The following is a 19,501-nucleotide window of genomic DNA, read 5'->3' on the forward strand; positions in this document are numbered from 1 at the left end:
AGCGGGGCAGGCTACTCCGGCTTGGTCCCGATCTGCTCGCGCAACAGCTGCAGATAGCGCCGTGCCCCCAGGCCCTGGGGGCGGTTCTTGATCCAGATGACGTCGATCCAGCGGCGGATCTGGCTGGCCATGTTGTCGAAGCCGACCGGTTCGAGCAGGCCGGCGGCAATCAGGGGGCGTACCAGCGGATGGGGCAGATAAGCCCAGCCCAGGCCGGCCTGGACCAGGTCGAGGGTGGCCAGGTAGCTGTCTGTCAGCCAGACCCGCTGCGATAGCACGATCTGCGGGTCCGAGGCGTTGCGGTCGCCGCCGGCCACCACGATCTGGCGGGTATCGGCCATCAGCGTTTCGCCCAGAGGTCGACCGGTGCGGGTCGAGGGGTAGCCGGGCGCCGCCACCGCCGTGAGCAACTGGCTGCCGGCCTCGGCGAAGCCCTCGTGCTCGTCGATCCCCGGACGCTCGAAGATCAGCGCCATGTCGACGCTGCCCTCGTGCAGCAGCCGGATCGCCTCGGCGCGTGCCGCCGAGCGGATCTCGATCTCCAGTGCCGGAAACTCCTCGGCCAGGGTGGCGAGTGGCCGGCTCCAGGCGCCGGTCTGCAACTCGGGCGCCATCACCAGCACGAAGCGCCGCTCCAGGCCTGCGTGCAACTGCAGAGCGTGGGCATCGAGCAGATTCAGCTGACTGGCCACCTGCCGCGCCTGGGGTTCCAGGGCGCGGGCGGCAGCGGTGGGCAGGGCCTTGCGGGTGGCGCGGTCGAACAGCACCAGGTCCAGCTCGGCCTCCAGCTGGGAGATCGCCATGTTCACCGCTGACGGCACCCGCCCCAGGACGCGGGCAGCCGCGGAAAAGGAGCCCTCGTCGATCACGGCGAGGAAGACCCGAAGCGTTTCGCTGGTAAAGGCCATGGTTGTCAATTTCACTGATAACGATCGTCTTTTTGTATCAGCCAGACAGGCTTAGAGTCCAGTCAGACAACAACGGAGACAGCGACATGAGCGAGTCGACGGCGGGCCAGGTGGCCCTGATCAGCGGTGCCGGCAGTGAATCCGGCATCGGCATGGCGATCGCCCGCCGCCTGGGCGCGGCGGGGGCACATCTGATCGTCGCTGCCAGTAGTGCCCGGATCGCCGAACGGGTGGAGGAGTTGCGCGCTGCCGGTTTCACGGTGGAGGGGCGGGCACTCGACCTGACCGAAGAGGCGGCGGTCAGGGATTTCGGCCAGTGGGCCCAGGCGCGTTGGGGCCGCATCGACATCCTGGTCAACAACGCCGGCATGACCATGCAGGGCAGTCCCGAGCCCCTGGTGGAGGTGGCGCGGATGACCCTAGCCGACTGGAATCTGACCCTGGCGCGCAACCTGACCACGGCCTTCCTGCTGACTCGTGCCGTATTGCCCGGCATGCAGGCGCGCGGCTATGGCCGCATCGTCCATGTCAGTTCCGCCACCGGCACCCGGGCGGGCATTCCGCAGGCGGCGGCCTACAGTGCGGCCAAGGCGGCCATGGTCGGCATGAACATGAGTCTGGCATTGGAGGTGGCCGGGCAGGGCATCACGGTCAATGCCGTGGCGCCCGGCTGGATCGAGACCGCTTCCAGCCTGCCGGAAGAATTGCTGGCCGCGACCCGGGTCCCCGTGGGCCGCGCCGGCCGCCCCGCCGAGGTCGCCGCGGCGGTGGCCTTCCTGGCCTCGCCCGAGGCCAGCTACATCACCGGCGAGTACCTGGTGGTGGACGGCGGCAACAGCCGCATTGAAAACAAGGGGACCTGACATGCAGCCGGTCGTACTCATCAGTGGGGTACTAGGTGGCATCGGTGGTGCGGTGCGCGAGCATTTCCTGCAAGCGGGCTGGCAGGTCTTCGGCACCGATCTCGATGACGCCGCGCTGGCCGCGCTACAGGCCGATGGCAGGCTGGCCGGCTACCACGCCGCCGATCTGCGCCGGACCGGCGCGGCCCGCGAGGTGGTGGCCGCCGCGGCGACATTGGGGCGCCTGGATGCCCTGGTCAACTGTGCCGGTGTCTGGCGCGAGGGCCCGGCCGAGACCTTCAGCGAGGAAGACTTCGACCTGGTGCTGGACGTCAATCTCAAGGCCAGCTTCTTTCTCTGCGCTGCCGCCATTCCCGCCCTGCGCGAAACGCGCGGTGCCATCGTCAACCTGAGCAGCGATGCCGGTCGCCAGGGCAATCGCAATGCCGCCGTCTACTGCGCCAGCAAGGGCGCGGTGACCCTGATGACCAAGGCCCTGGCGCTGGATCTGGCGCCCAGCGGGGTGCGCTGCAACAGCATCTCGCCCGGGGACGTGGCGACGCCCATGCTGAATTTCCAGGCCGAGCGCTATGGCGAAGGCGATCCGGCCGGCTACCTGCAGGACCTCCTGGCCAAGTATCCGCAAGGCGAGCAGGCGCGCTTCATCCAGCCCGAGGAAGTCGCCGAGCTGGCCTTCTTTCTCTGCCAACCCGCCGCCCGCTCCATCACCGGCGCCGACATGGCCATCGATTGCGGCGTCTCGGCCGGGCACTGAGCCCGGGCCGATCCGCCCTTCACCTCAAGAGGAATCCGACATGACTACCAGTGGCATCAGCGAAGCGGCCGTCGAGGCCTTCACCGCGCGCGAGCGCGAACGCTTTCTTGCGCGCAACCCCCAATCCCTTGCGCTGGCCGAGCGGGCCAGGCAGTCGCTGTTCGGCGGCGTACCCATGCACTGGATGAGCGACTGGTCGATGCCCAGCGCGTTGTTCGTCAGCCATGCCCAGGGTTCGCGTTTCCATGACGTCGACGGTCACGACTACGTCGACTTCTGCCTGGGCGATACCGGCAGCATGTTCGGCCACTCGCCCGAGCCCATCGCGCGCGCTCTGGCCGAGCAGGGGGCGCGTGGCCTAACGACCATGTTGCCGGGCGAGGATGCGGTCGTTGCCGGGGAACTGCTCGCCGAGCGCTTCGGCCTGCCGTTCTGGCAGGTGGCGACCACGGCCACCGACGCCAACCGCTATGTCATCCGCTGGGCGCGCGCCATTACCAATCGCAAGATGCTGCTGGTGTTCGACGGCTGCTACCACGGCACCGTCGACGACGTGATGGTGCGCCACCAGGATGGCCGCACCGTGCACCGTGGCGGCCTGATCGGGCAGGCGCACAACCTGGCCGAGACCAGCCGGGCCGTGCCCTTCAACGACCTCGCAGCGCTGGAGGCAGCGCTGGCGAAGGGCGACGTCGCCGCGCTGCTGTGCGAGCCGGCCATGACCAACATCGGCATGGTGCTGCCCGAACCGGGCTTCATGGATCGGGTGCGGGCCCTGACCCGCCAGTACGGCACCCTGCTGATCCTCGACGAAACCCATACCCTGTCCACCGGCCCTGGCGGCTGCACCCGCGCCTGGAATCTGGAACCGGATTTCATCACCTTCGGCAAGCCCATCGCCGGTGGTGTGCCCTGTGCGGCCTACGGCTGCAGCCACGAGATGGCCCATGCGATGCGCCTGGCGCAGCAGCATGCCAGCGAGACCAGCCACGGCCATGGGCACAGCGGCATGGGGACCACCTTGTCGGCCAATGCCCTGGCCATGCGCTGCCTGCGTGTCTGCCTCGAAGAGGTGATGACCCCGGCCGCCTATGCGCGGATGCTGCCACTGGCGGCGCGACTCGCCGCCGGCCTGCGCGAGGTGATCGCCCGCCATGGTCTCGCCTGGTCGGTCACCGAACTGGGCGCGCGTTGCGAATTCCAGTTTTGCGCCACACCGCCCCGTACCGGTGCGGAAGCCGAGGCCGCCTTCCACGACAGTCTGCAACAGGCGCTGCATCTCTACCTGATCAACCGCGGCATCCTCATCACGCCGTTCCACAACATGACCCTGTGCTGCCCGGACCTGGCGCCCGCAGACGTCGATCTGCTGCTCGCCACCCTCGACCAGGGGCTTGCCGAACTGCTGGCGCTGCCGGGCGCCCGGGAGGTGCAGCCATGAAATTCGCCGACGCCCAGGAAGCCCGGGACTTTCTCGCAGCGCACCCCGAGGTGCGCAGCATCGAGCTCATCCTGATTGACGCCAACGGCGTGCCGCGCGGCAAGCTGCTGCACCGCGACGAACTGCTGGCCATCTACGAGCAGGGCCGGCCGCTGCCCAGCTCCATCCTGGCGCTGACCCTGCAGGGCGAAGACGTCGAAGCCACCGGCCTGGTCTGGGAGGTGGCCGACGTCGATTGCTGGACCTATCCGCTACCCGGCAGCCTGACCCTGCAACCCTGGCGCAGCACCCCTACCGGTCAGGTGCAGGTGAGCATGCACCCGACCCAGGGGTTGCCGGCCACGCCCGCCGATCCCCGGCATGCGCTGGTGCGGGTGATCGAGCGGCTGCAGGCGGATGGCTACCAGCCGGTGATGGCGGTGGAGCTGGAATTCTATCTGCTCGACCGCGCCCGCGATGCCCAGGGCCGTCCGCAACCGGCCGTGCAGATGAATGGCGTGCGGCCGGGTTCGCCCCAGGTCTATGGCGTCTATGAACTGGAACAGCTGCAGCCTTTTCTCGACGACCTCTATGCCGCCTGCGAAGTGCAGGGGCTGCCGGTGCGTACGGCCATCTCCGAATACGCCCCCGGCCAGCTCGAACTGACCCTGCTGCACCGGGCCGATGCCCTCCAGGCGATCGACGAAGGGATTCGCTACAAGCGCCTGGTCAAGGGTGTGGCCAACCGCCATGGGCTGCAGGCTTGCTTCATGGCCAAGCCCTTCGGTGACCAGGCCGGCAGTGGCCTGCACCTGCACGTCAGCCTGGCCGATGCCGAGGGCAACAACCTCTATGCCAGCGAAGATCCACAGGGCACGCCGCTGCTGCGGCATTCCATCGGCGGCATGCTGCACCGGATGCTGGATGCGCTGGCGATCTTCTGCCCCAACGCGAATTCCTACCGGCGCTTCCAGGCCAACAGCTACGCGCCTCTGGCCAAGAGTTGGGGCGTGAACAATCGCAGCGTCTCCCTGCGCGTACCGGGTGGTCCGGCCAGCAGCCGCCATATCGAGCACCGCATCTGCGGCGCCGATGCCAATCCCTATCTGGCCGCCGCGGCCATCCTGGCGGCCATCCACGAAGGAATCCGTGACGAACGCCACCCCGGACCGGCCATCGTCGGCAACGGCTACGAGCAGGCCACCGCCTTCCTGCCCACCGACTGGCTCACCGCGCTGCAGGCGCTGGAACGCTCTGCATGGATCAAGGAGGCGCTGGGGGACCGGTTCATCGAGGTGTATCTCGCCATCAAGCGCGCGGAGTACCGGCAGTTCATGGCCGAGGTAGGGGAGCAGGACTGGCGCTGGTATCTGACCCACGCCTGAGCGTTTTCTTCAAAGCGCCAGGCTGGCCTGCCAGCGCCGGTCCCGCTGTGAAGGCCGTCGGTGCAGGCGCTCGTCCAGCAGCGCGCCGGCCTTGGTGTGGTCGCCGCCGCGTAGCAGGGCGACCAGCAGGGTGTCTTCGATGACTTCGCGCTGGGCGCCACTGCCACCGATGCGGGTGACATCCGCGCGCAACGGCTCCAGCAGCCGTGCGCAGCCCTCATAGTCCTCGTCGGCGAAGGCCAGCAGGGCGCGGCAGAGCAGGGGGGCGACCGGACCGGCTGGCAGGTTGCCGGCGCGCAAACGGGTTTCGAGTCCGGCGACCCGCTCCTGCACCGCCTTGCGATCACCGGTTGCCGCGGCGATCAGGGCCATATGGATGTCGGCGAAAGCCAGGCCAGGCTGCTGGAACAGTCCGGTCGCGCTGGTGGCCGTGGCCTGCCAGAGGCCCGCTGGTACCTCGTGGCCATAGAGGCCGAGGCGCCAGAGAAAGGAGGCATTGTCACTGACCCGATTGAGCGGGCCGGCGGTGGACGCCGCCGGTGCTACGAACCGCTGATAGAGATCCAGCGCGCCCTGGCTGTCGCCCTGTTCCAGCGCCACAAGGGCACCATGCCAGGCGATATGGCCATGCAGGGTACCGTGCCGGGGATACTCGGGCAGCCAGCCGGCGATCAGGGCTTCCGCCGCCTGGCTGTCACCGGATTCATGCAGGACGTGGGTCAGGGCATGGGCCGCGTTGACGTTGTGTCGCCGTAGCTCCAGCGCCCGCTCGGTCATCTGCCGGCCCCGCACCACTTCGCCGTTCTCGCCAAGTGACCAGCCGCGGTAGGTCAGGAACCACCAGTCATCCGCGGCGAACTGGCGGGCATGGCGTTCACAGAGGTCGACCCGCGCCTGGTCATGATCGGCGCGTCCGGAAAATGCCAGCAGGCCGAAGGCTCCCAGGGGCAGGCCCAGGATGAGGATGTCCCGCGGCCAGCGGTCGGCATGCGCCAGCGCGTCTTGCAGCGCCTGGGCGGACTCGCCAGCGATCAGCCGCTGCAGGACCTGCACATGGCTGCGCTCACGCGGTGTGCCGCGTCGCTCGACCAACCGTTTTGCCAGGGCGATGGCATCCCGTGCTGCACCCGCCTGGTTGTCGATCAACTGCAGGCGTGCCCGGGCGGCGTGGGCCAGGGCGAAGTCGGGGTCAGCGGCGATGGCCTCGTCCAAGGCTTCCGATGCCCCCGGCCACAGCGACAGCAGCAGATCGACGCCATCCCGATAGCGGTCGGCGGCAAGGGCGGAAGAGGTGGACAGCGGCAGGTCGTAGCGGTCGGTATAAGGCGTGGGCATCGTGTGTGTCTGTCATCCGGGAAAGGGGGCCGCGGCTCGGGCGCCGGCGCGCTGTCAGGCGCCATGAATAGCAGCCAGGCCGGGTGCTGGATAGCGCCCGTCGCTCAAGGTGACATGAGTGAGTCTCATCGTCGGGAACGGATCTGTCTGCGTCAGGCGCGGAAGTCACTCGAGGCGCGCGCGCTGCCCCAGGGCGCGATCAGCGTCACCCTACATTAAGACGAGCGAGCGCCCGCAAACGGCCGATTGTGTTTCACCCCTGGGCCAAAACGAAACTTCTGTCGAGTGGGGGCGAGGATACTGAAGACACTTCAGACCCCGGAGCCTTCACCCATGTCCTTCCGCCCGTTCAAAGCCATGACCTTCGACGTCGTCGGCACGCTCATCGATTTCGAAGCCGGCATCCTCAATCACGTGCGGCAGGTCAGTGGAGAAGCCGGCAAGGCGCACGGCGATGACGACATTCTTCAGGCATACCGCTATGCCCGGGCCAAGAAGGATGCAGGCTGGTTCCCGGACGACTTGGAGCGCTGCTATCACCTCATGGCGGCGCAACTCGGGCTGCCGGACAGCGAGGATCACGCCCGAGGGCTGGCGCAGTCGGTCAGGAACTGGCCGGCGTTCCCGGATTCGGTCGAAGCCCTCAAGCGCCTGCGCAAGCATTTCAAGCTGGTGGCCATGACCAATGCCCAGCGCTGGGCCCTGGACTTCATGGCCAAGACCCTGGAAAACCCTTTCGATCATGAATTCACCATCGATGACTCGCGCTACGAAAAGCCCGATCCGCAGTACTTCGCCTTCGTGCGGGGGGCGCTGTCGACCGACGGCATCCGCTTCGAGGACATCATCCACACCGCCCAGAGCCAATACCACGACATCGGTGTCGCCATGCGCCTGGGCTATCCGACCTGCTGGATCGAACGGCGCTTCGACAAGCAGGGTTCTGGTGGCACCCTCGAGTCCGAACGCACCGAGCCGACCCATCATTTTCGTTCGCTGGCGGAACTGGCTGACGCCGTCGACGCCGAGCTGCTCAGCCAATCGGCCTGAGCACGGCCATAACCCTCGCTGGCGGACGCCCTGATGACTCCCGATTCCCTCTGGAACGCCACTGCGCTACCGGCGCCGACCTTGCCCGCGCTCCAAGGCGACCACCGCTGCGATGTGGCCATCGTCGGTGGGGGGTTCACCGGGCTGGCGGCGGCCCATCGCCTGGTGCAGGCCGGCCAGGAGCCCGTCGTACTGGAGGCGAACAGCCTGGGCTGGGGCGCCAGCGGCCGTAACGGTGGCGTGGTATCTCCCAAGTTCCGCTTCAGCTTCGCCGGGATGATGGCCCGGCACGGTCGCGAGGCCGCCCTGCAGATGTACCGTCTCGGCTATGCCGCCATCGATGCGCTGGCGGAAAACATCGAACGGCTGGGGCTGCACGAGGCCGAGCTGAAGCTCTGCGGGCACATCGCCGCTGCCCATACCGAGCGCGCGCTGGCCGGCCTGCGGAGCACCGCCGAGTGGATCAGTCGGGAGACCGGTGGTGCCTCTTCGGTCATCATCTCCCGCGAGCAGGTCCGTGAACTGACTGGATCGGACCTTTACCATGGTGGACTGCTGACGCCCAAAGCCGGCGGCATCCATCCGCTCAACTACGCACGGGGGCTGGCGCGGACCCTGATCGAGCGCCAGGTCGGGCTCTTCGAGCACAGTCCGGTCGCGTCGGTACAGCGGGAGCAGGGCGGTTTTCGCCTGCGTACCCCAACCGGTAGCCTGCTGGCTCGACAGGTGATCTATGCCACCAACGGCTACTCCAACCAGACGGCAGCGACCGCCACCTTGCATCGGCGGCTGATTCCCTTCCGCAGCGCGATCATCGCCACCGAACCGCTGGCGCCGGATGTCCTTGCCCGGATCCTGCCGGGCGGACAGGTCTGCGGCGATACCAAAAGGATGCTGCGCTGGTTCCGCCTGGTCGGGAACCGCCTGATCTTCGGCGGCCGTGGCGCCTTTGGCAGCACCGACTCCGAAGCTGCCTTTCGCGATCTGCAGCGCAGTCTGGGCACGGTGTTTCCGCTGCTTGCAGAAGCACGCATCGATTATCGCTGGTCCGGGCTGGTCGCCATGACCCTGGACTATCTGCCCCACGCCGGTCAGCTGGACGACGGCCAGTTCTATGCCGTTGGCTACAACGGTGGGGGCGTCGCGCTCTCGACCTATCTGGGTCAGCAGGTCGCAGCCCTGAGCCTGGGGGAGACGCCGGAACTGGGCCTCATGGTCAGCCAGGGCTTCAACCCCATTCCGCTGCATGCCTTTCGCGCCCCCGGTGTCCGTCTGGCGGCCGGCTGGCAGCAGTTCCTCGACGCGGTCGGGCGCTGAACCCGACCGCGCGGCCCGCCAAACACAATCTGTGCGTCGGCTCTTCCAGAACAGCAGGAAGCGATACCGGCGGCGCTGAAAAGAGCATTTCCACCAGTGGGTACTATGGTGAGATGGCTGCATCGCAGACTCACGGCCATCGCGCCGCAGGAGGAACCATGCAGGGCTTCAACGAAGGCTTCGAGTCGGTCACCATCGACAAGGTGTGCAAGCACTACGGCACCCTCAAGGCGCTGGACAATGTCGACCTCAAGGTCGAGGCGGGCGAGTTCATGTCCTTGCTCGGCCCGTCCGGCTCGGGCAAGACCACCTTGCTCAGCATCCTTGGCGGCTTCAATCGCGTGAGTTCCGGCAGGATCTTCTTCGGTGACCGCGACGTGACCCTGATGCCACCGCACAAGCGCGACATTGGCGTGGTGTTCCAGAACTACGCGCTCTTCCCTCATATGAACGTGCTGGAAAACGTGGCCTTCCCGCTCAAGGCGCGCGGGGAGAAGGCGGCCAGTGCCCGCGAGCGGTCGTTGCGGGCGTTGGCCACGGTCGAGCTGAAAGGCTATGAAGATCGGGACATCGCCGCGCTATCGGGCGGACAGCGCCAGCGGGTGGCGCTCGCCCGCGCCATCGTCTTCGAGCCCAGGCTGATCCTCATGGACGAACCCCTGTCCGCCCTGGACAAGCAGCTGCGGGACGTCATGCAGATCGAGCTGCGCGCCCTGCATCGGCGCCTCGGCGCCACCATGGTCTATGTCACCCACGACCAGCGCGAAGCCCTGACCATGAGCGACCGTATCGCGGTTATGAAGGGCGGCAAGCTGGTGCAGGTGGATACCCCGCGTCGCCTGCACGATCACCCGAGCGATGATTTCGTCGCCAGCTTCATCGGTGAGAGCACCCTGGTACCCCTTTCCCGGGGTGTCGGCGGCGAGTTGCTGCTGGGCCAGACGCCCCTGCGCACGGCTCGGCCCGTACCGCTTTCCGGCGAGCTCTTCCTCGCCGTCCAGGCGGAAAAGCTGCTGCTGGACAGCGAGGTCGCCGGCGGCGATTGGAATCGCCTGCGCGGCCAGGTGATCGACATCGTCTTCCAGGGTGAAAGCCTGAAGATCTTCGTCGAGCTGGAAAACAAGCAGCGGATCAGCTTCCGCCAGTCCAGCCATCACGAAGGCAATCTGCAGCTGCCCCAGGTAGGGGATTCGCTGTCCTTGCGACTGCATCCGGAAGACACCATCGTGGTACCCCGCGCAGCCTGACAAGGGCTTGGCCCAGCGGCATTGGCACTGAGCCAATGCCGGCTTTTCATAGACCACCTGGCGCTTTACCGTCCAGGCCTTATCGCGGCCATGGCGGTCCGCCAATGCGGCCGCTCCTACAGTCAGGGTATCGCTGTAGGAGCGGCCGGGCGGACCGCCATCGCCGCGATAAGACAGTTGCGCCGCTGCACGCCTTCCCGTCAGGCGTGCTCTTTGCCGCCACGACCGGCGATCAACACCATCAGCAGGGTGATGGCGACCAGCATGGTGCTGATGGCGGCGATGGTCGGATCGATTTCATCACGCAGGGCCGTGAACATCCGCTTGGTGATGGTCTCGTTGCTGCCGCCGGAGATGAACAGGGCTACCACGGTTTCATCGAGGGAGGTGATGAAGGCGAACAGCGCGGCCGAGACCACGCTGGGTTTGATCTGCGGCAGCGTCACGGCCATGAAGGCACGGAAGCGATTCATGCCCAGGCTGCGGGCGACCATTTCCTGGGTCATGTCGAAATTGCGCAGCCCCGCCAGCACGGCGATGATCACATAGGGCAGCGCCAGCATGATGTGCGCCAGGACCAGGCCGAATAGCGTACTGATGATGCCGACCCGCGCGTAGACGAAGAAGACCCCGGCGGCGATCAGGATGATGGGCACCATCATGGGCAGCAGCAGGACCAGTTGCAGCGTCCGCATGACCCGGAGTGACGAATTGCTGATCGCATAGGCCGCTGCGATGCCCATCGGCAGGCTGATCAGGGTGGTGGCCACCGCGGTGATGAAGCTCACCTTGGTAGCGGACATCCATTCGATGCTGTCGAAGAAGGCCTGGTACCAGGTCAGTGAGTAGGCCTTCGGCGGAAACTGCAGGAAGCGCGCCTCGGAGAAGGACATCGGCACCACGATCAGGATCGGCAGCACCAGATACAGCAGGATCAGCCCGACCAGCAGGGTGAACAGGAGGCGCGACGGTTTGAGCCCTTGCCGGATGTTCATCAGCGCACCCCCAGTACACGTTCGATGGGAATCACCTTGTTCACCGCCCAGAAGATCAGGAACACCGCGGCCAGCAATGTCAGGCCGACCGCACTGGCCGCGCCCCAGGCGTGGTAGAGCTCGACGTTGCGCTGGACCAGCATGGACACCAGCACGGTGCGTCCGCCGCCGAGCAGTTCCGGGGTAATGAAGAAGCCGAGGCAGATGACGAAGACCAGGATCGAGCCGGCCATCACCCCGGGCGCGGCCATCGGCAGGAAGACGCGGCGAAAGGTATAGAAGGGCCGGGCGCCCAGGCTGTCGGACGCCAGCAGCAGATCGTTGGGGATCTTCTTCATCACCGAATACAGCGGTAGCACCATGAAGGGCAGCATGACGTGCAGCGTACCGATCACGGTACCCGTCGCATTGTGCACCAGCTCCAGGGGGCGGCTGATGATGCCCAGGTCGAGGAGTGTCTGGTTGATGACGCCGCGGCGCTGCAGGAGCACCAGCCAGGCATAGGAGCGGACCAGCACGCTGGTCCAGAAGGGCAGGATCACGCAAAGCAGGATGAGGCTCGACAGCAAGCCGCGGGTGCGGGCCGCGGCATAGGCGATGGGAAAGCCCAGCAGGATGGACAGGACCGTCACGATCACGCTGATCTGCAAGGTCGTGCTGAAGGTGTCCCAGTAGATGGCTTCGGTGAAGATGCGGGTGTAGTTGGCGAGGGACAGGCCTTCCTCGCCCTGCACGGATTGCAGGCCCAGCCAGAGCAGCGGGAGCACCAGCAGCAGGGCTACCATCAGCAGCGCAGGGGTCAGCAGGAGCACCATCGTCAGATGCTCCCTGCGCTCCTCCTTGACCACGGCGGGACTGGTGAACAGCCCCTGTTCCGACGTTTGCAAGGCGCCTCCGGGCAAGGTCTGGATCGTTGTCGACTGGGTCATGCGCAGAAGCCTCCGATCATTTGGCCTGGACGAAGGACAGCCAGCGCTCTTCTGCCTTGACGCCCTCGGCCGAGGCCCACCATTTGGCGGACAGCACCGCTTGCTTGGCCAGGTTCTCCGGCGAGGAGGGCAGCACCGCCCGCCGTGCGGCCGGGATGGTGCCGAGGCTGAAGGCCTCCGGATTGAGCGGGCCGTAGTCGATGATCATCGGCAGGGCCGCCTGCAGCTTGGCGCTGATGGCTTCGTTGACGAACTTCATCGCCGCCTCCCGGTGCCTGGTGCCCTTCAGGACACAGAGGGAATTGGTTTCCAGGATGCCGTCGTTGTAGGTGAAGGCCACTGGTGCCCCGGCGGCCTGCACGGCGGAGGCGCGACCGTTCCAGATCTGCACCATGTCCACCTCGCCGTCGCTGATGAGCTGGGCGGACTGGCCGCCCGAGGTCCACCAGGTGGTGATGTCCGGCTTGATGGCTTCCAGCTTCTTGAAGGCGCGGTCGACATCCAGCGGGTAGAGCTGGTCGGCCGGCACCCCGTCGGCGCGCAGCGCGATTTCCAGGGTGGGGCGCGGCAGATTGCGTAGCGCGCGAGCACCCGGAAATTTCTTGGTGTTCCAGAAATCGGCCCAGGTCTTGGGCGCGTTCCCGTCATCGAAGGCATCGGTCCGGTAGGCCAGGACCGTGGAATAGCTGATGTAGCCGGCCATGTAGTCGTCTTTCAGCTCGGCGGGCAGCTTGGCCAGGTTGGGAATGAGCTGAGGATCCAGCTTTTCGAACAGGCCCTCGGCCTGGCCCCGTACGCAGTCACCGGTGGGCAGGTCGACCACGTCCCAGCTGACGCGACCGCTTTCGACCTGGGTCTTGATGATCGGATAGGCCTTGGGTGAACTGTCCTGCTTCAGCGTCAACCCCAGGTTCCGCGCCGCCGGCTCCAGAATGGCCTTGGCCTGGGCCTCCTGATAGGCACCGCCCTGGGAAACGAAGGTGATCTCTTCAGCGCTGCTGGCGGTCGCCAGACTTGTCAGCCCAAGGGCGACGACCAGCGAGGTGACCTGGTTGCTTAGGTGAGACATGGTCTATCTCCCGTAGTGGCAGAGCTCGAGAATGGCGGAACCTTTGTTATCCCCCGATCGCGCTCAGGATGTTCTCGCCTCAGGTCACTGTAATGATTCTGTTAAATACGAATGCGCTGAAATCTCCGACGCAGGAACGCAATCTCCTGTTTTGCGGGAGGTCGGCGACATGTATTGCTTGGGGAGGCATGGGCGACCTTTGCGGGTATCGGCTTCCTCGGCATGGATACCGCCACGAACGCGCGCCACCTCTCGGATCAGATCGGCAGCAGCCCCTCGCTCTTGACCTCGTTCAGCACGAAAAAGGTGCGTACCTGGCGCACCCCGGGTAGGGCGATCAGCCGTTCGCTGTGCAGGCGATTGAAGGCGGCGATGTCCTTGACCCTGAGCTTGATGAAGTAGTCGACGTCGCCGGCCACCAGGTAGCACTCCAGCACCGGGGGCAGGGCACGTGCGGCGGCCTCGAAGGCCTGGAAAGATTCCGGCGTCGACCTGTCCAGCACCACGCCCACCAGCACCGCGGTTTCCCGTTGCACGGCCTTGGGGTCCACATGGGCCCGGACGCCGGTGATGACGCCGCTGTCGAACAACTTGCGCGTGTGGTTCCAGCAGGCGCTGGGGCTCAGGGATACCTGACGGGCCAGTTCGGCATTGCTCAGGCGCCCGTCCTGCTGCAGGGCTCTCAGGATCTTGCGTTCGACAGGGGTGAGTTCCGCGCTTTCATTCATCGAAAGATTCTCCTTTGTAAGGGGCTTCTGGCTGAAGGGCCTTGTCATTCAGTCAGTTCATCCAAAAGGAAAGCAGCTTTTGTACCGGCTATTCGAAAGCACCTTTTCCAGGGCTTTGCCTAGCATGGAAGGCGACCTTTCATCGCTGGAGTCACCGCCATGTCCCTGGATCTAGAAAAGCGTTTTCCCCGCGTCAAACTCGGCTATTTCCCATCCCCGTTGCACAAGCTGGAGCGGCTGTCGAAGGACCTCGGTATCGACCTCTGGGCCAAGCGCGACGATGTTTCCTCCGGACTTGCCTATGGCGGCAACAAGGTGCGCAAGCTGGAGTGGCTGGCCGCCGATGCCCTGGCGCAGGGCTGCGACACCCTGGTCTCCATCGGCAACATCCAGTCCAACCACACGCGCCAGGTGGCGGCCGTCGCCGCCGTGCTCGGCCTCAAGTGCCGGTTAGTCCAGGAGGAGTGGACCAAGTGGGACGATCCGGTCTACGACAAGGTCGGCAATATCCTGCTTTCGCGCCTGATGGGCGCCCAGACGCTGCTGGAAGGCGAGGGCTATTCCACCGCGGTGAAGGCGACCTGGGAGCGCGCGCTGGACGAGGTGCGTCGCGAAGGCGGCAAGCCCTATGCCATTCCCGCCGGCGCCTCGGACCATCCCCTGGGCGGCCTCGGCTATGCTCATTTCACCGATGAACTGGCTGCCCAGGAACGTGAGCAGGGCATCTTTTTCGATACCGTGGTGACAGCCACCTGTACCGGTTCTACCCAGGGCGGCATGGTGGTGGGCTTTCGCGCCCAGGAGCGGGAACGCCGCCTGATCGGCATCGATACGGCGGCGGACGCCGAGATGACCCGCGCCGCCGTGACCAAGATCGCGCGCAACACCGCCGAGATGATCGGTCTCAAGCAGGAGATCAGGGACGAGGACGTCATCATCGATCCGCGCTTCTGCGGTCCTGACTACGGCTTGCCGGACGCACCTACGGTAGAAGCGATCCGCTACACCGCGCAGATGGAGGGGATGCTCACCGACCCGGTCTACGAAGGCAAATCCATGGCTGGGCTGATCGCCATGGCGCGCAGCGGCGAGATCGCCAAGGGCAGCCGGGTGCTCTATGTTCACCTCGGGGGAGCACCAGCGCTCAACGCCTACCACAACGCCTTCGCCTGAACCCAGGCGACGTCCGGTCACCAGGAGGTCCGGCATGACGATCCAGCCCTGGACAGCGGTAGACGACCTCCGACCGGCCTTGGCGCTGGTCATCCTGCATCGCGGCCTCGAACCGGCGGTGACAGTTGAATTACGTACCGGCCTACCGGGTTGCAGCGACCTGCCCGTGTTGCAACTGGAGGACGCTGCCCGTCTGCATGAGGATTGGCTGGCGCGTGGCCCACAAAGCCGGGTCGTGAATCTGCTGTCCCGCCTGGGCAGCGATTGCCTGCTGCTGGTCGTCGAGCCGGAAGGCGCGAGCGAGCTGGAGTGGCTGGGATCGGTCGCGGGTCAACGGCTGCAGCATTTCTCGACCGCTACGGCCACGAGCGAGCTGATCGCGCGGCTGCAACAACTCAGGCGCGAACGCTTGCTGGCGGTGTTGCCGCTTTGACCCTGTCCGTCACGCCAGTCGTTCGACCTGTTCGGCAATCAGCGCCTTGATCGCGCGCAGGCAACGCAACTCGCCGGCAAAGATGGCCCGCAGCTCCGGTCGCGCGCTGGCCAGGGTCTGATTCTCCTGCTCGGTCTGTTCCAGCAGGAGTTGAGCTTGTTGCGGCAGGCGCTGACGCAGCCGCTGCAACATGGCAGCCGCTGGCGAGCGCTTGATACCTAAGGCCTCGGCGGCATCCAGCAACCGCTCGCGGTCGATGGCAGCCAGGCGGCTTTCACCCAGGATCGGCCAGGCGAGGGTGGTCGCATCCGGCCAGCGCTGCTGATCGAACGCACGGCTCTCATAGACGGCGGTGCAGAGCAGGTCGTAGCAGGGCGCCAGGGTCAGGCCGCGAGGGGAGACCAGGAAGCCCAGATTCTTCAGATGGGCATCGGTATTGCCCACCAGCACGTTGAACGCCAGCCAATTGAACAGCCGCGTACGGGTCACGGCAGGTGCCACGCACAGCCGGGCCAACTCGGCCAGGCGCTCCAGGCTACCGGCCTGGTACTTGAAGTGGCGGTCCAGCCCCAGCACCTGGCAGGCGTCGATGCCATGTTGCCGCTGCCAGCCCCGGGCGGTATGGACCCGGTCGAAGCGCTCGATCAGATAGACCGGTTCGGGTACGTAGCGCCGCTCGACGGCAGGAACGATCAGTCCCACGGTACCCGCCAGGCGCATGGTGAACCACTCGTTGATCACCGAATGAGCGAAGGCCTCGTGAGGGTGATCCGGCTTGAGGATATGGGTCGAGGGCCAGGCCCCCACCGGCTCCTGCAGCCCCTGCTCATCGAGGATCACCGCCAGCTTGTGTTGGGCGCCGGCCAGCGACATGCGTTTGTGCGCTTCATGGGTCAGCGGCAACTGCGGCATGGCGCGGATTCGCCGGGAGAGGTCGGCATCGCTCAGGGGACGACGATCTCCGGGTGGAAGGCGCTGGCCGTCGGCGAGCAGGGTGAGAGAGCCGGCGGATTCGGCGCCGTACCAGTTCAGGAGCGCGAAGGCATCGGCCGCATCGAGGCGGGCATCCTGGGCGAGTAGGTGTCGCTGGCCTTCTTCGGGAAGCAGGTTGTCGAAGTACCACTGCACCGGACGCTGCGAGCTGCCGTCGATTAGTAGCCCGGACTGCAGGGGGAGCTGCGGGCAGAGCGCGAAGGCCTGCCAATCGGGCTCATACTGGAAGGACCAGATACCGTTCTCGTCCCGTAACCGACCTACCAACCGGTCGTCGATCCAGGCCAGCAGTTCACGCCTCATGGTTTGCGGGCATCTGAGAGGAGGTCCACCTCAGGGGGCAGATCCACGATCAGGCGCACGCCTAGGCCTTCGAGCACCTGAAACAGCTTGCCCCACTGAACGCTTTCACCGCCGCGTTCGACCTTGCCAAGGAAGTTTTCGCTGACGCCAAGACTGCCCGCGGCATCGTCCTGGCGTAGCGCCTGAGCCTTGCGCGCCTGGCGAACGAGAGGCCCTAGATCGGCGGCATTTTTGAGTATCACTTGCATGATTTATCCTCACGAGCGTGAGGACTATCTTACCGCCGTCGGTTGATTCCATACAATCCTTACGAGCATGAGGATTTTGCTAGAGCCCATAAACATATCCTTTCGAATCCTTTCGATCGTGAGGATTTAGGCTCGACGCAGCCACCTTATCGATTAGAGCGCCGCTTGGACGGACTCGCTCAAATCAGGCCCGGGATCAACGCCGCGCCCCTATCTGCTGGGGCGCGAGAAAGGCGCTGTGGAAGTAGCTGCGAAAGGCCTGCATGGCTGGCGTCAGCGGCCGTTCACGGTGCCAGGCCAGGCCCACGCTCATCGGCGTGATGGGCTCTACCAGCGTACGCGTTTCCAGCCGCTTGCCTTCCAGCGACCAAGGGCGATAGACCAGGTCGGAGAGGATGGCCACGCCGCTGCCATTGGCCACCATGCTGCGCACCGCTTCTACCGAACTGGTGCGCAGCAGTACCTGGGGCTCATGATCCGCCTGGCGCCAATAGCGCCTCGCGCTCTGTTCTGCCTCGTCGACGGTAAGCAGGATATAGGGCTCGCGGGCGACGTCGGCCAGGCTGACGTTGGGATGGTCCCGTAGCGGATGGCCGCTGGGTAGCCAGAGGCGGCGCTCGGAGTTGAACAGCGTTTCGGAAACGATGTCCTCGTGGGTCAGGTTGGCGGTGAGCACCACCGCCATGTCGATGCGCTTGTCCAGCAGGGCTTCCTCGATGGCCTGACGCTCCTGCTCGTGGACCGCCACCCGTACTTCGGGATAAAGCTGTGCCAGGCGTTGCAGGTGGTGGGGCAGGAAGTAGCCGATCACCGTGTAGCTGGCGGCGATACGCAGTTCGCCGCTGGCACGGTGGTCGGGCAGGGCGCTGCTTAGGGCGTCATCCACCCCGCGCAGGATGCCGTAGGCATGATTGAGGAAATGCCGACCGGCATCGGTCAGCGCCATGCCCTGGGCCGAGCGGACGAACAAACTGGCGCCCAGCAAACTCTCCAGCTCCTGAATGGCACTGGTAACGGCCGACTGGGAAATGTTCAGGTGAATGGCTGCCTGGGAAATCTGCCCCAGTTCGGCGGTCGCGGTGAAGTAACGCAGCTGACGCAGGGTAAGGGCCATGGCGATCGTCCTTGGGTATCGATTTTTCCGAACGCTGGGCTTTGGATAATAAATCTTCCCAAGGGGGCAGGGCAGTCCTAAGGTCGAGGACAACGCACCGCTGCCAGGAAGACCGCAATGATCGAAGTGGATTTCAATTCCGACATGGGCGAGGGCTTCGGCGCCTGGACGCTGGGCGATGGGGTGGATGACCAACTGCTCGACCTGGTCAGCTCCGCCAACATCGCCACTGGCTTCCATGCCGGTGATCCCAGTCTCATGCAGCGCACCGTGCTACAGGCCAAGACGCGCCAGGTGGCCATCGGTGCCCATCCGGGCTATCGCGATCTGGTGGGCTTCGGTCGCCGTCCGTTGCAGATGTCCGCTGAAGAGCTGGTGGCCGACATCGTCTACCAGCTCGGCGCCCTGCGTGAATTCGCCCGGCTGCATGGTCTGCGGCTACAACACCTCAAGCCCCATGGCGCGCTGTTCATGCACCTAGCACGGGACGAGACGGCGGCCCGCCTGCTGGTAGAGACGCTGCAGCGGCTTGAACCCGAGCTGCTGCTCTATTGCCTGCCCAACTCAGCCACCTGGCGTATCGGTCATGAGCTGGGGCAGCCGCTGGTGCGCGAGTTCTATGCCGACCGCGACTACGACGCCAGCGGCTCCATCGTCCTGGTGCGCCGTATGGGTGCCCTCGATCCCCAGGCGGTGGCAGACCGGGTACTGCGTGCCTGTCAGCAGGGCCGAGTCGCCACGGTGGAGGGGGGCGAGGTCGAGGTGGCCTTCGAATCCATCTGCCTGCACAGCGATACCCCTGGTGCGCTGGGCCTGGCCCAGGCCATTCGACAGCGGCTGGACGCGGCCGGCATCGCCGTTCGCGCACCCAGCGCCAGCTAGTTCCGCGTTCGACACCGGCGCCTGAGACGCCTGGTCCTTCATCCATTGGCTACGCCTGCCTTTCCGACAACATCGCCTAGAAGAGGAATCGTCATGGCCGAACATTCGGTGCTTTCACCCCTGCCCGGGACGTTCTATCGCAAACCCACGCCCGATGCGGCGCCCTATGTGGATGTCGGCGAAACCGTCACCGCCGGCACCGTGATCGGTCTCGTCGAAGTGATGAAGCAATTCTCGGAGGTCCATGCCGAAGTCGATGGGACCCTGACGGCTTTCGCGGTCGAGGACGGTGATCCGGTCGAGCCGGGTCAGCTGCTGGCCACTCTGACCGGAGCGGCCTTGTGAGCTCGGCGGC

General features: G+C 65.7%; 20 protein-coding genes. 11 read left to right on the top strand and 9 right to left on the bottom strand.

Annotated features, from left to right (window positions below; genetic code table 11):
• Window positions 1-11: 11 nt before the first annotated feature.
• Window positions 12-908: a LysR family transcriptional regulator gene (locus tag ACWPW1_RS11415; protein WP_454253914.1), complete on the bottom strand. Its 897-nt coding sequence runs from the start codon at window positions 906-908 to the stop codon at window positions 12-14.
• 86 nt (window positions 909-994) lie between these two features.
• On the opposite strand from ACWPW1_RS11415, the gene ACWPW1_RS11420 reads away from it, so the two are divergent.
• The 4 genes from ACWPW1_RS11420 to ACWPW1_RS11435 are packed head-to-tail and all read left to right on the top strand — an operon-like array spanning window position 995 to window position 5,330.
• The gene (locus ACWPW1_RS11420; RefSeq protein WP_454252955.1) at window positions 995-1,771 is read left to right on the top strand and encodes an SDR family NAD(P)-dependent oxidoreductase; all 777 of its coding nucleotides are present in this window, start codon (window positions 995-997) and stop codon (window positions 1,769-1,771) included.
• 1 nt (window position 1,772) lies between these two features.
• Window positions 1,773-2,525 carry an SDR family NAD(P)-dependent oxidoreductase gene (locus ACWPW1_RS11425; protein WP_454252956.1) on the top strand — a complete coding sequence of 251 codons (753 nt, stop codon included), beginning with the start codon at window positions 1,773-1,775 and terminating at the stop codon, window positions 2,523-2,525.
• A 40-nt stretch (window positions 2,526-2,565) separates the two neighbouring features.
• Window positions 2,566-3,966: an aspartate aminotransferase family protein gene (locus ACWPW1_RS11430; RefSeq protein WP_454252957.1), complete on the top strand. Its 1,401-nt coding sequence runs from the start codon at window positions 2,566-2,568 to the stop codon at window positions 3,964-3,966.
• Window positions 3,963-5,330 carry a glutamine synthetase family protein gene (locus ACWPW1_RS11435; RefSeq protein WP_454252958.1) on the top strand — a complete coding sequence of 456 codons (1,368 nt, stop codon included), beginning with the start codon at window positions 3,963-3,965 and terminating at the stop codon, window positions 5,328-5,330. Before ACWPW1_RS11430 ends, ACWPW1_RS11435 begins: the two co-directional genes overlap by 4 nt.
• Window positions 5,331-5,339: 9 nt before the next feature.
• Here the strand turns inward: ACWPW1_RS11435 and ACWPW1_RS11440 are convergent, their stop codons facing one another.
• Entirely contained in the window at window positions 5,340-6,665 is a 1,326-nt protein-coding gene (locus ACWPW1_RS11440) for a tetratricopeptide repeat protein (RefSeq protein WP_454252959.1), read from the bottom strand.
• A 333-nt stretch (window positions 6,666-6,998) separates the two neighbouring features.
• Here ACWPW1_RS11440 and ACWPW1_RS11445 point away from each other — a divergent pair, with 333 nt between their 5' ends.
• The 3 genes from ACWPW1_RS11445 to ACWPW1_RS11455 all read left to right on the top strand — a co-directional run bounded on the left by ACWPW1_RS11445 (window position 6,999) and on the right by ACWPW1_RS11455 (window position 10,279).
• Window positions 6,999-7,715 (top strand): HAD-IA family hydrolase, encoded by a 717-nt coding sequence (locus ACWPW1_RS11445; protein ID WP_059314840.1) that lies wholly within the window; start codon window positions 6,999-7,001, stop codon window positions 7,713-7,715.
• Window positions 7,716-7,748: 33 nt separating this feature from the next.
• Window positions 7,749-9,032: an NAD(P)/FAD-dependent oxidoreductase gene (locus ACWPW1_RS11450; protein WP_454252960.1), complete on the top strand. Its 1,284-nt coding sequence runs from the start codon at window positions 7,749-7,751 to the stop codon at window positions 9,030-9,032.
• Window positions 9,033-9,190: 158 nt separating this feature from the next.
• Complete coding sequence (locus ACWPW1_RS11455) at window positions 9,191-10,279, top strand: ABC transporter ATP-binding protein (RefSeq protein WP_454252961.1); 1,089 nt, start codon at window positions 9,191-9,193, stop codon at window positions 10,277-10,279.
• 200 nt (window positions 10,280-10,479) lie between these two features.
• On the opposite strand, the gene ACWPW1_RS11460 is transcribed toward ACWPW1_RS11455, so the two are convergent.
• The 4 genes from ACWPW1_RS11460 to ACWPW1_RS11475 all read right to left on the bottom strand — a co-directional run bounded on the left by ACWPW1_RS11460 (window position 10,480) and on the right by ACWPW1_RS11475 (window position 14,000).
• Window positions 10,480-11,274, bottom strand: a complete 795-nt coding sequence (locus ACWPW1_RS11460; RefSeq protein ID WP_454252962.1) for an ABC transporter permease — start codon at window positions 11,272-11,274, stop codon at window positions 10,480-10,482.
• Complete coding sequence (locus ACWPW1_RS11465; protein WP_454252963.1) at window positions 11,274-12,161, bottom strand: ABC transporter permease; 888 nt, start codon at window positions 12,159-12,161, stop codon at window positions 11,274-11,276. The genes ACWPW1_RS11460 and ACWPW1_RS11465 overlap by 1 nt, the downstream gene beginning before the upstream one ends.
• A gap of 58 nt (window positions 12,162-12,219) precedes the next feature.
• Window positions 12,220-13,272 (bottom strand): ABC transporter substrate-binding protein, encoded by a 1,053-nt coding sequence (locus tag ACWPW1_RS11470; RefSeq protein ID WP_059314845.1) that lies wholly within the window; start codon window positions 13,270-13,272, stop codon window positions 12,220-12,222.
• 257 nt (window positions 13,273-13,529) lie between these two features.
• On the bottom strand, window positions 13,530-14,000 hold the full coding sequence (locus tag ACWPW1_RS11475; protein ID WP_313648162.1) for an Lrp/AsnC family transcriptional regulator: 471 nt from the start codon (window positions 13,998-14,000) through the stop codon (window positions 13,530-13,532).
• A gap of 159 nt (window positions 14,001-14,159) precedes the next feature.
• Between ACWPW1_RS11475 and ACWPW1_RS11480 the strand changes: the two genes are divergently transcribed.
• On the top strand, window positions 14,160-15,173 hold the full coding sequence (locus ACWPW1_RS11480) for a 1-aminocyclopropane-1-carboxylate deaminase (protein ID WP_059314847.1): 1,014 nt from the start codon (window positions 14,160-14,162) through the stop codon (window positions 15,171-15,173).
• A 34-nt stretch (window positions 15,174-15,207) separates the two neighbouring features.
• Window positions 15,208-15,606 carry a hypothetical protein gene (locus tag ACWPW1_RS11485; RefSeq protein WP_313648164.1) on the top strand — a complete coding sequence of 133 codons (399 nt, stop codon included), beginning with the start codon at window positions 15,208-15,210 and terminating at the stop codon, window positions 15,604-15,606.
• A gap of 9 nt (window positions 15,607-15,615) precedes the next feature.
• Here the strand turns inward: ACWPW1_RS11485 and ACWPW1_RS11490 are convergent, their stop codons facing one another.
• The 3 genes from ACWPW1_RS11490 to ACWPW1_RS11500 all read right to left on the bottom strand — a co-directional run bounded on the left by ACWPW1_RS11490 (window position 15,616) and on the right by ACWPW1_RS11500 (window position 18,264).
• On the bottom strand, window positions 15,616-16,902 hold the full coding sequence (locus ACWPW1_RS11490; RefSeq protein ID WP_454252964.1) for a HipA domain-containing protein: 1,287 nt from the start codon (window positions 16,900-16,902) through the stop codon (window positions 15,616-15,618).
• The gene (locus ACWPW1_RS11495; protein ID WP_059314850.1) at window positions 16,899-17,150 is read right to left on the bottom strand and encodes a helix-turn-helix domain-containing protein; all 252 of its coding nucleotides are present in this window, start codon (window positions 17,148-17,150) and stop codon (window positions 16,899-16,901) included. The genes ACWPW1_RS11490 and ACWPW1_RS11495 overlap by 4 nt, the downstream gene beginning before the upstream one ends.
• A gap of 196 nt (window positions 17,151-17,346) precedes the next feature.
• Window positions 17,347-18,264: a LysR family transcriptional regulator gene (locus ACWPW1_RS11500; RefSeq protein WP_454252965.1), complete on the bottom strand. Its 918-nt coding sequence runs from the start codon at window positions 18,262-18,264 to the stop codon at window positions 17,347-17,349.
• 117 nt (window positions 18,265-18,381) lie between these two features.
• Between ACWPW1_RS11500 and ACWPW1_RS11505 the strand changes: the two genes are divergently transcribed.
• Window positions 18,382-19,146, top strand: coding sequence for a 5-oxoprolinase subunit PxpA (locus tag ACWPW1_RS11505; RefSeq protein ID WP_454252966.1), 765 nt, complete (start codon window positions 18,382-18,384; stop codon window positions 19,144-19,146).
• Between the two features lie 93 nt (window positions 19,147-19,239).
• Window positions 19,240-19,491, top strand: a complete 252-nt coding sequence (locus ACWPW1_RS11510) for an acetyl-CoA carboxylase (protein ID WP_454252967.1) — start codon at window positions 19,240-19,242, stop codon at window positions 19,489-19,491.
• Window positions 19,492-19,501: the final 10 nt, after the last annotated feature.

The sequence above is a fragment of the Pseudomonas sp. Marseille-Q7302 genome, from assembly GCF_965111925.1.

Excerpts from the sequence above, each read along its gene's own strand:
- ACWPW1_RS11415 (WP_454253914.1), bottom strand. The coding sequence starts at position 908 with ATGGCCTTTACCAGCGAAACGCTTCGGGTCTTCCTCGCCGTGATCGAC.
- ACWPW1_RS11420 (WP_454252955.1), top strand. The coding sequence starts at position 995 with ATGAGCGAGTCGACGGCGGGCCAGGTGGCCCTGATCAGCGGTGCCGGC.
- ACWPW1_RS11425 (WP_454252956.1), top strand. The coding sequence starts at position 1,773 with ATGCAGCCGGTCGTACTCATCAGTGGGGTACTAGGTGGCATCGGTGGT.
- ACWPW1_RS11430 (WP_454252957.1), top strand. The coding sequence starts at position 2,566 with ATGACTACCAGTGGCATCAGCGAAGCGGCCGTCGAGGCCTTCACCGCG.
- ACWPW1_RS11435 (WP_454252958.1), top strand. The coding sequence starts at position 3,963 with ATGAAATTCGCCGACGCCCAGGAAGCCCGGGACTTTCTCGCAGCGCAC.
- ACWPW1_RS11440 (WP_454252959.1), bottom strand. The coding sequence starts at position 6,665 with ATGCCCACGCCTTATACCGACCGCTACGACCTGCCGCTGTCCACCTCT.
- ACWPW1_RS11445 (WP_059314840.1), top strand. The coding sequence starts at position 6,999 with ATGTCCTTCCGCCCGTTCAAAGCCATGACCTTCGACGTCGTCGGCACG.
- ACWPW1_RS11450 (WP_454252960.1), top strand. The coding sequence starts at position 7,749 with ATGACTCCCGATTCCCTCTGGAACGCCACTGCGCTACCGGCGCCGACC.
- ACWPW1_RS11455 (WP_454252961.1), top strand. The coding sequence starts at position 9,191 with ATGCAGGGCTTCAACGAAGGCTTCGAGTCGGTCACCATCGACAAGGTG.
- ACWPW1_RS11460 (WP_454252962.1), bottom strand. The coding sequence starts at position 11,274 with ATGAACATCCGGCAAGGGCTCAAACCGTCGCGCCTCCTGTTCACCCTG.
- ACWPW1_RS11470 (WP_059314845.1), bottom strand. The coding sequence starts at position 13,272 with ATGTCTCACCTAAGCAACCAGGTCACCTCGCTGGTCGTCGCCCTTGGG.
- ACWPW1_RS11475 (WP_313648162.1), bottom strand. The coding sequence starts at position 14,000 with ATGAATGAAAGCGCGGAACTCACCCCTGTCGAACGCAAGATCCTGAGA.
- ACWPW1_RS11480 (WP_059314847.1), top strand. The coding sequence starts at position 14,160 with ATGTCCCTGGATCTAGAAAAGCGTTTTCCCCGCGTCAAACTCGGCTAT.
- ACWPW1_RS11485 (WP_313648164.1), top strand. The coding sequence starts at position 15,208 with ATGACGATCCAGCCCTGGACAGCGGTAGACGACCTCCGACCGGCCTTG.
- ACWPW1_RS11490 (WP_454252964.1), bottom strand. The coding sequence starts at position 16,902 with ATGAGGCGTGAACTGCTGGCCTGGATCGACGACCGGTTGGTAGGTCGG.
- ACWPW1_RS11495 (WP_059314850.1), bottom strand. The coding sequence starts at position 17,150 with ATGCAAGTGATACTCAAAAATGCCGCCGATCTAGGGCCTCTCGTTCGC.
- ACWPW1_RS11500 (WP_454252965.1), bottom strand. The coding sequence starts at position 18,264 with ATGGCCCTTACCCTGCGTCAGCTGCGTTACTTCACCGCGACCGCCGAA.
- ACWPW1_RS11505 (WP_454252966.1), top strand. The coding sequence starts at position 18,382 with ATGATCGAAGTGGATTTCAATTCCGACATGGGCGAGGGCTTCGGCGCC.
- ACWPW1_RS11510 (WP_454252967.1), top strand. The coding sequence starts at position 19,240 with ATGGCCGAACATTCGGTGCTTTCACCCCTGCCCGGGACGTTCTATCGC.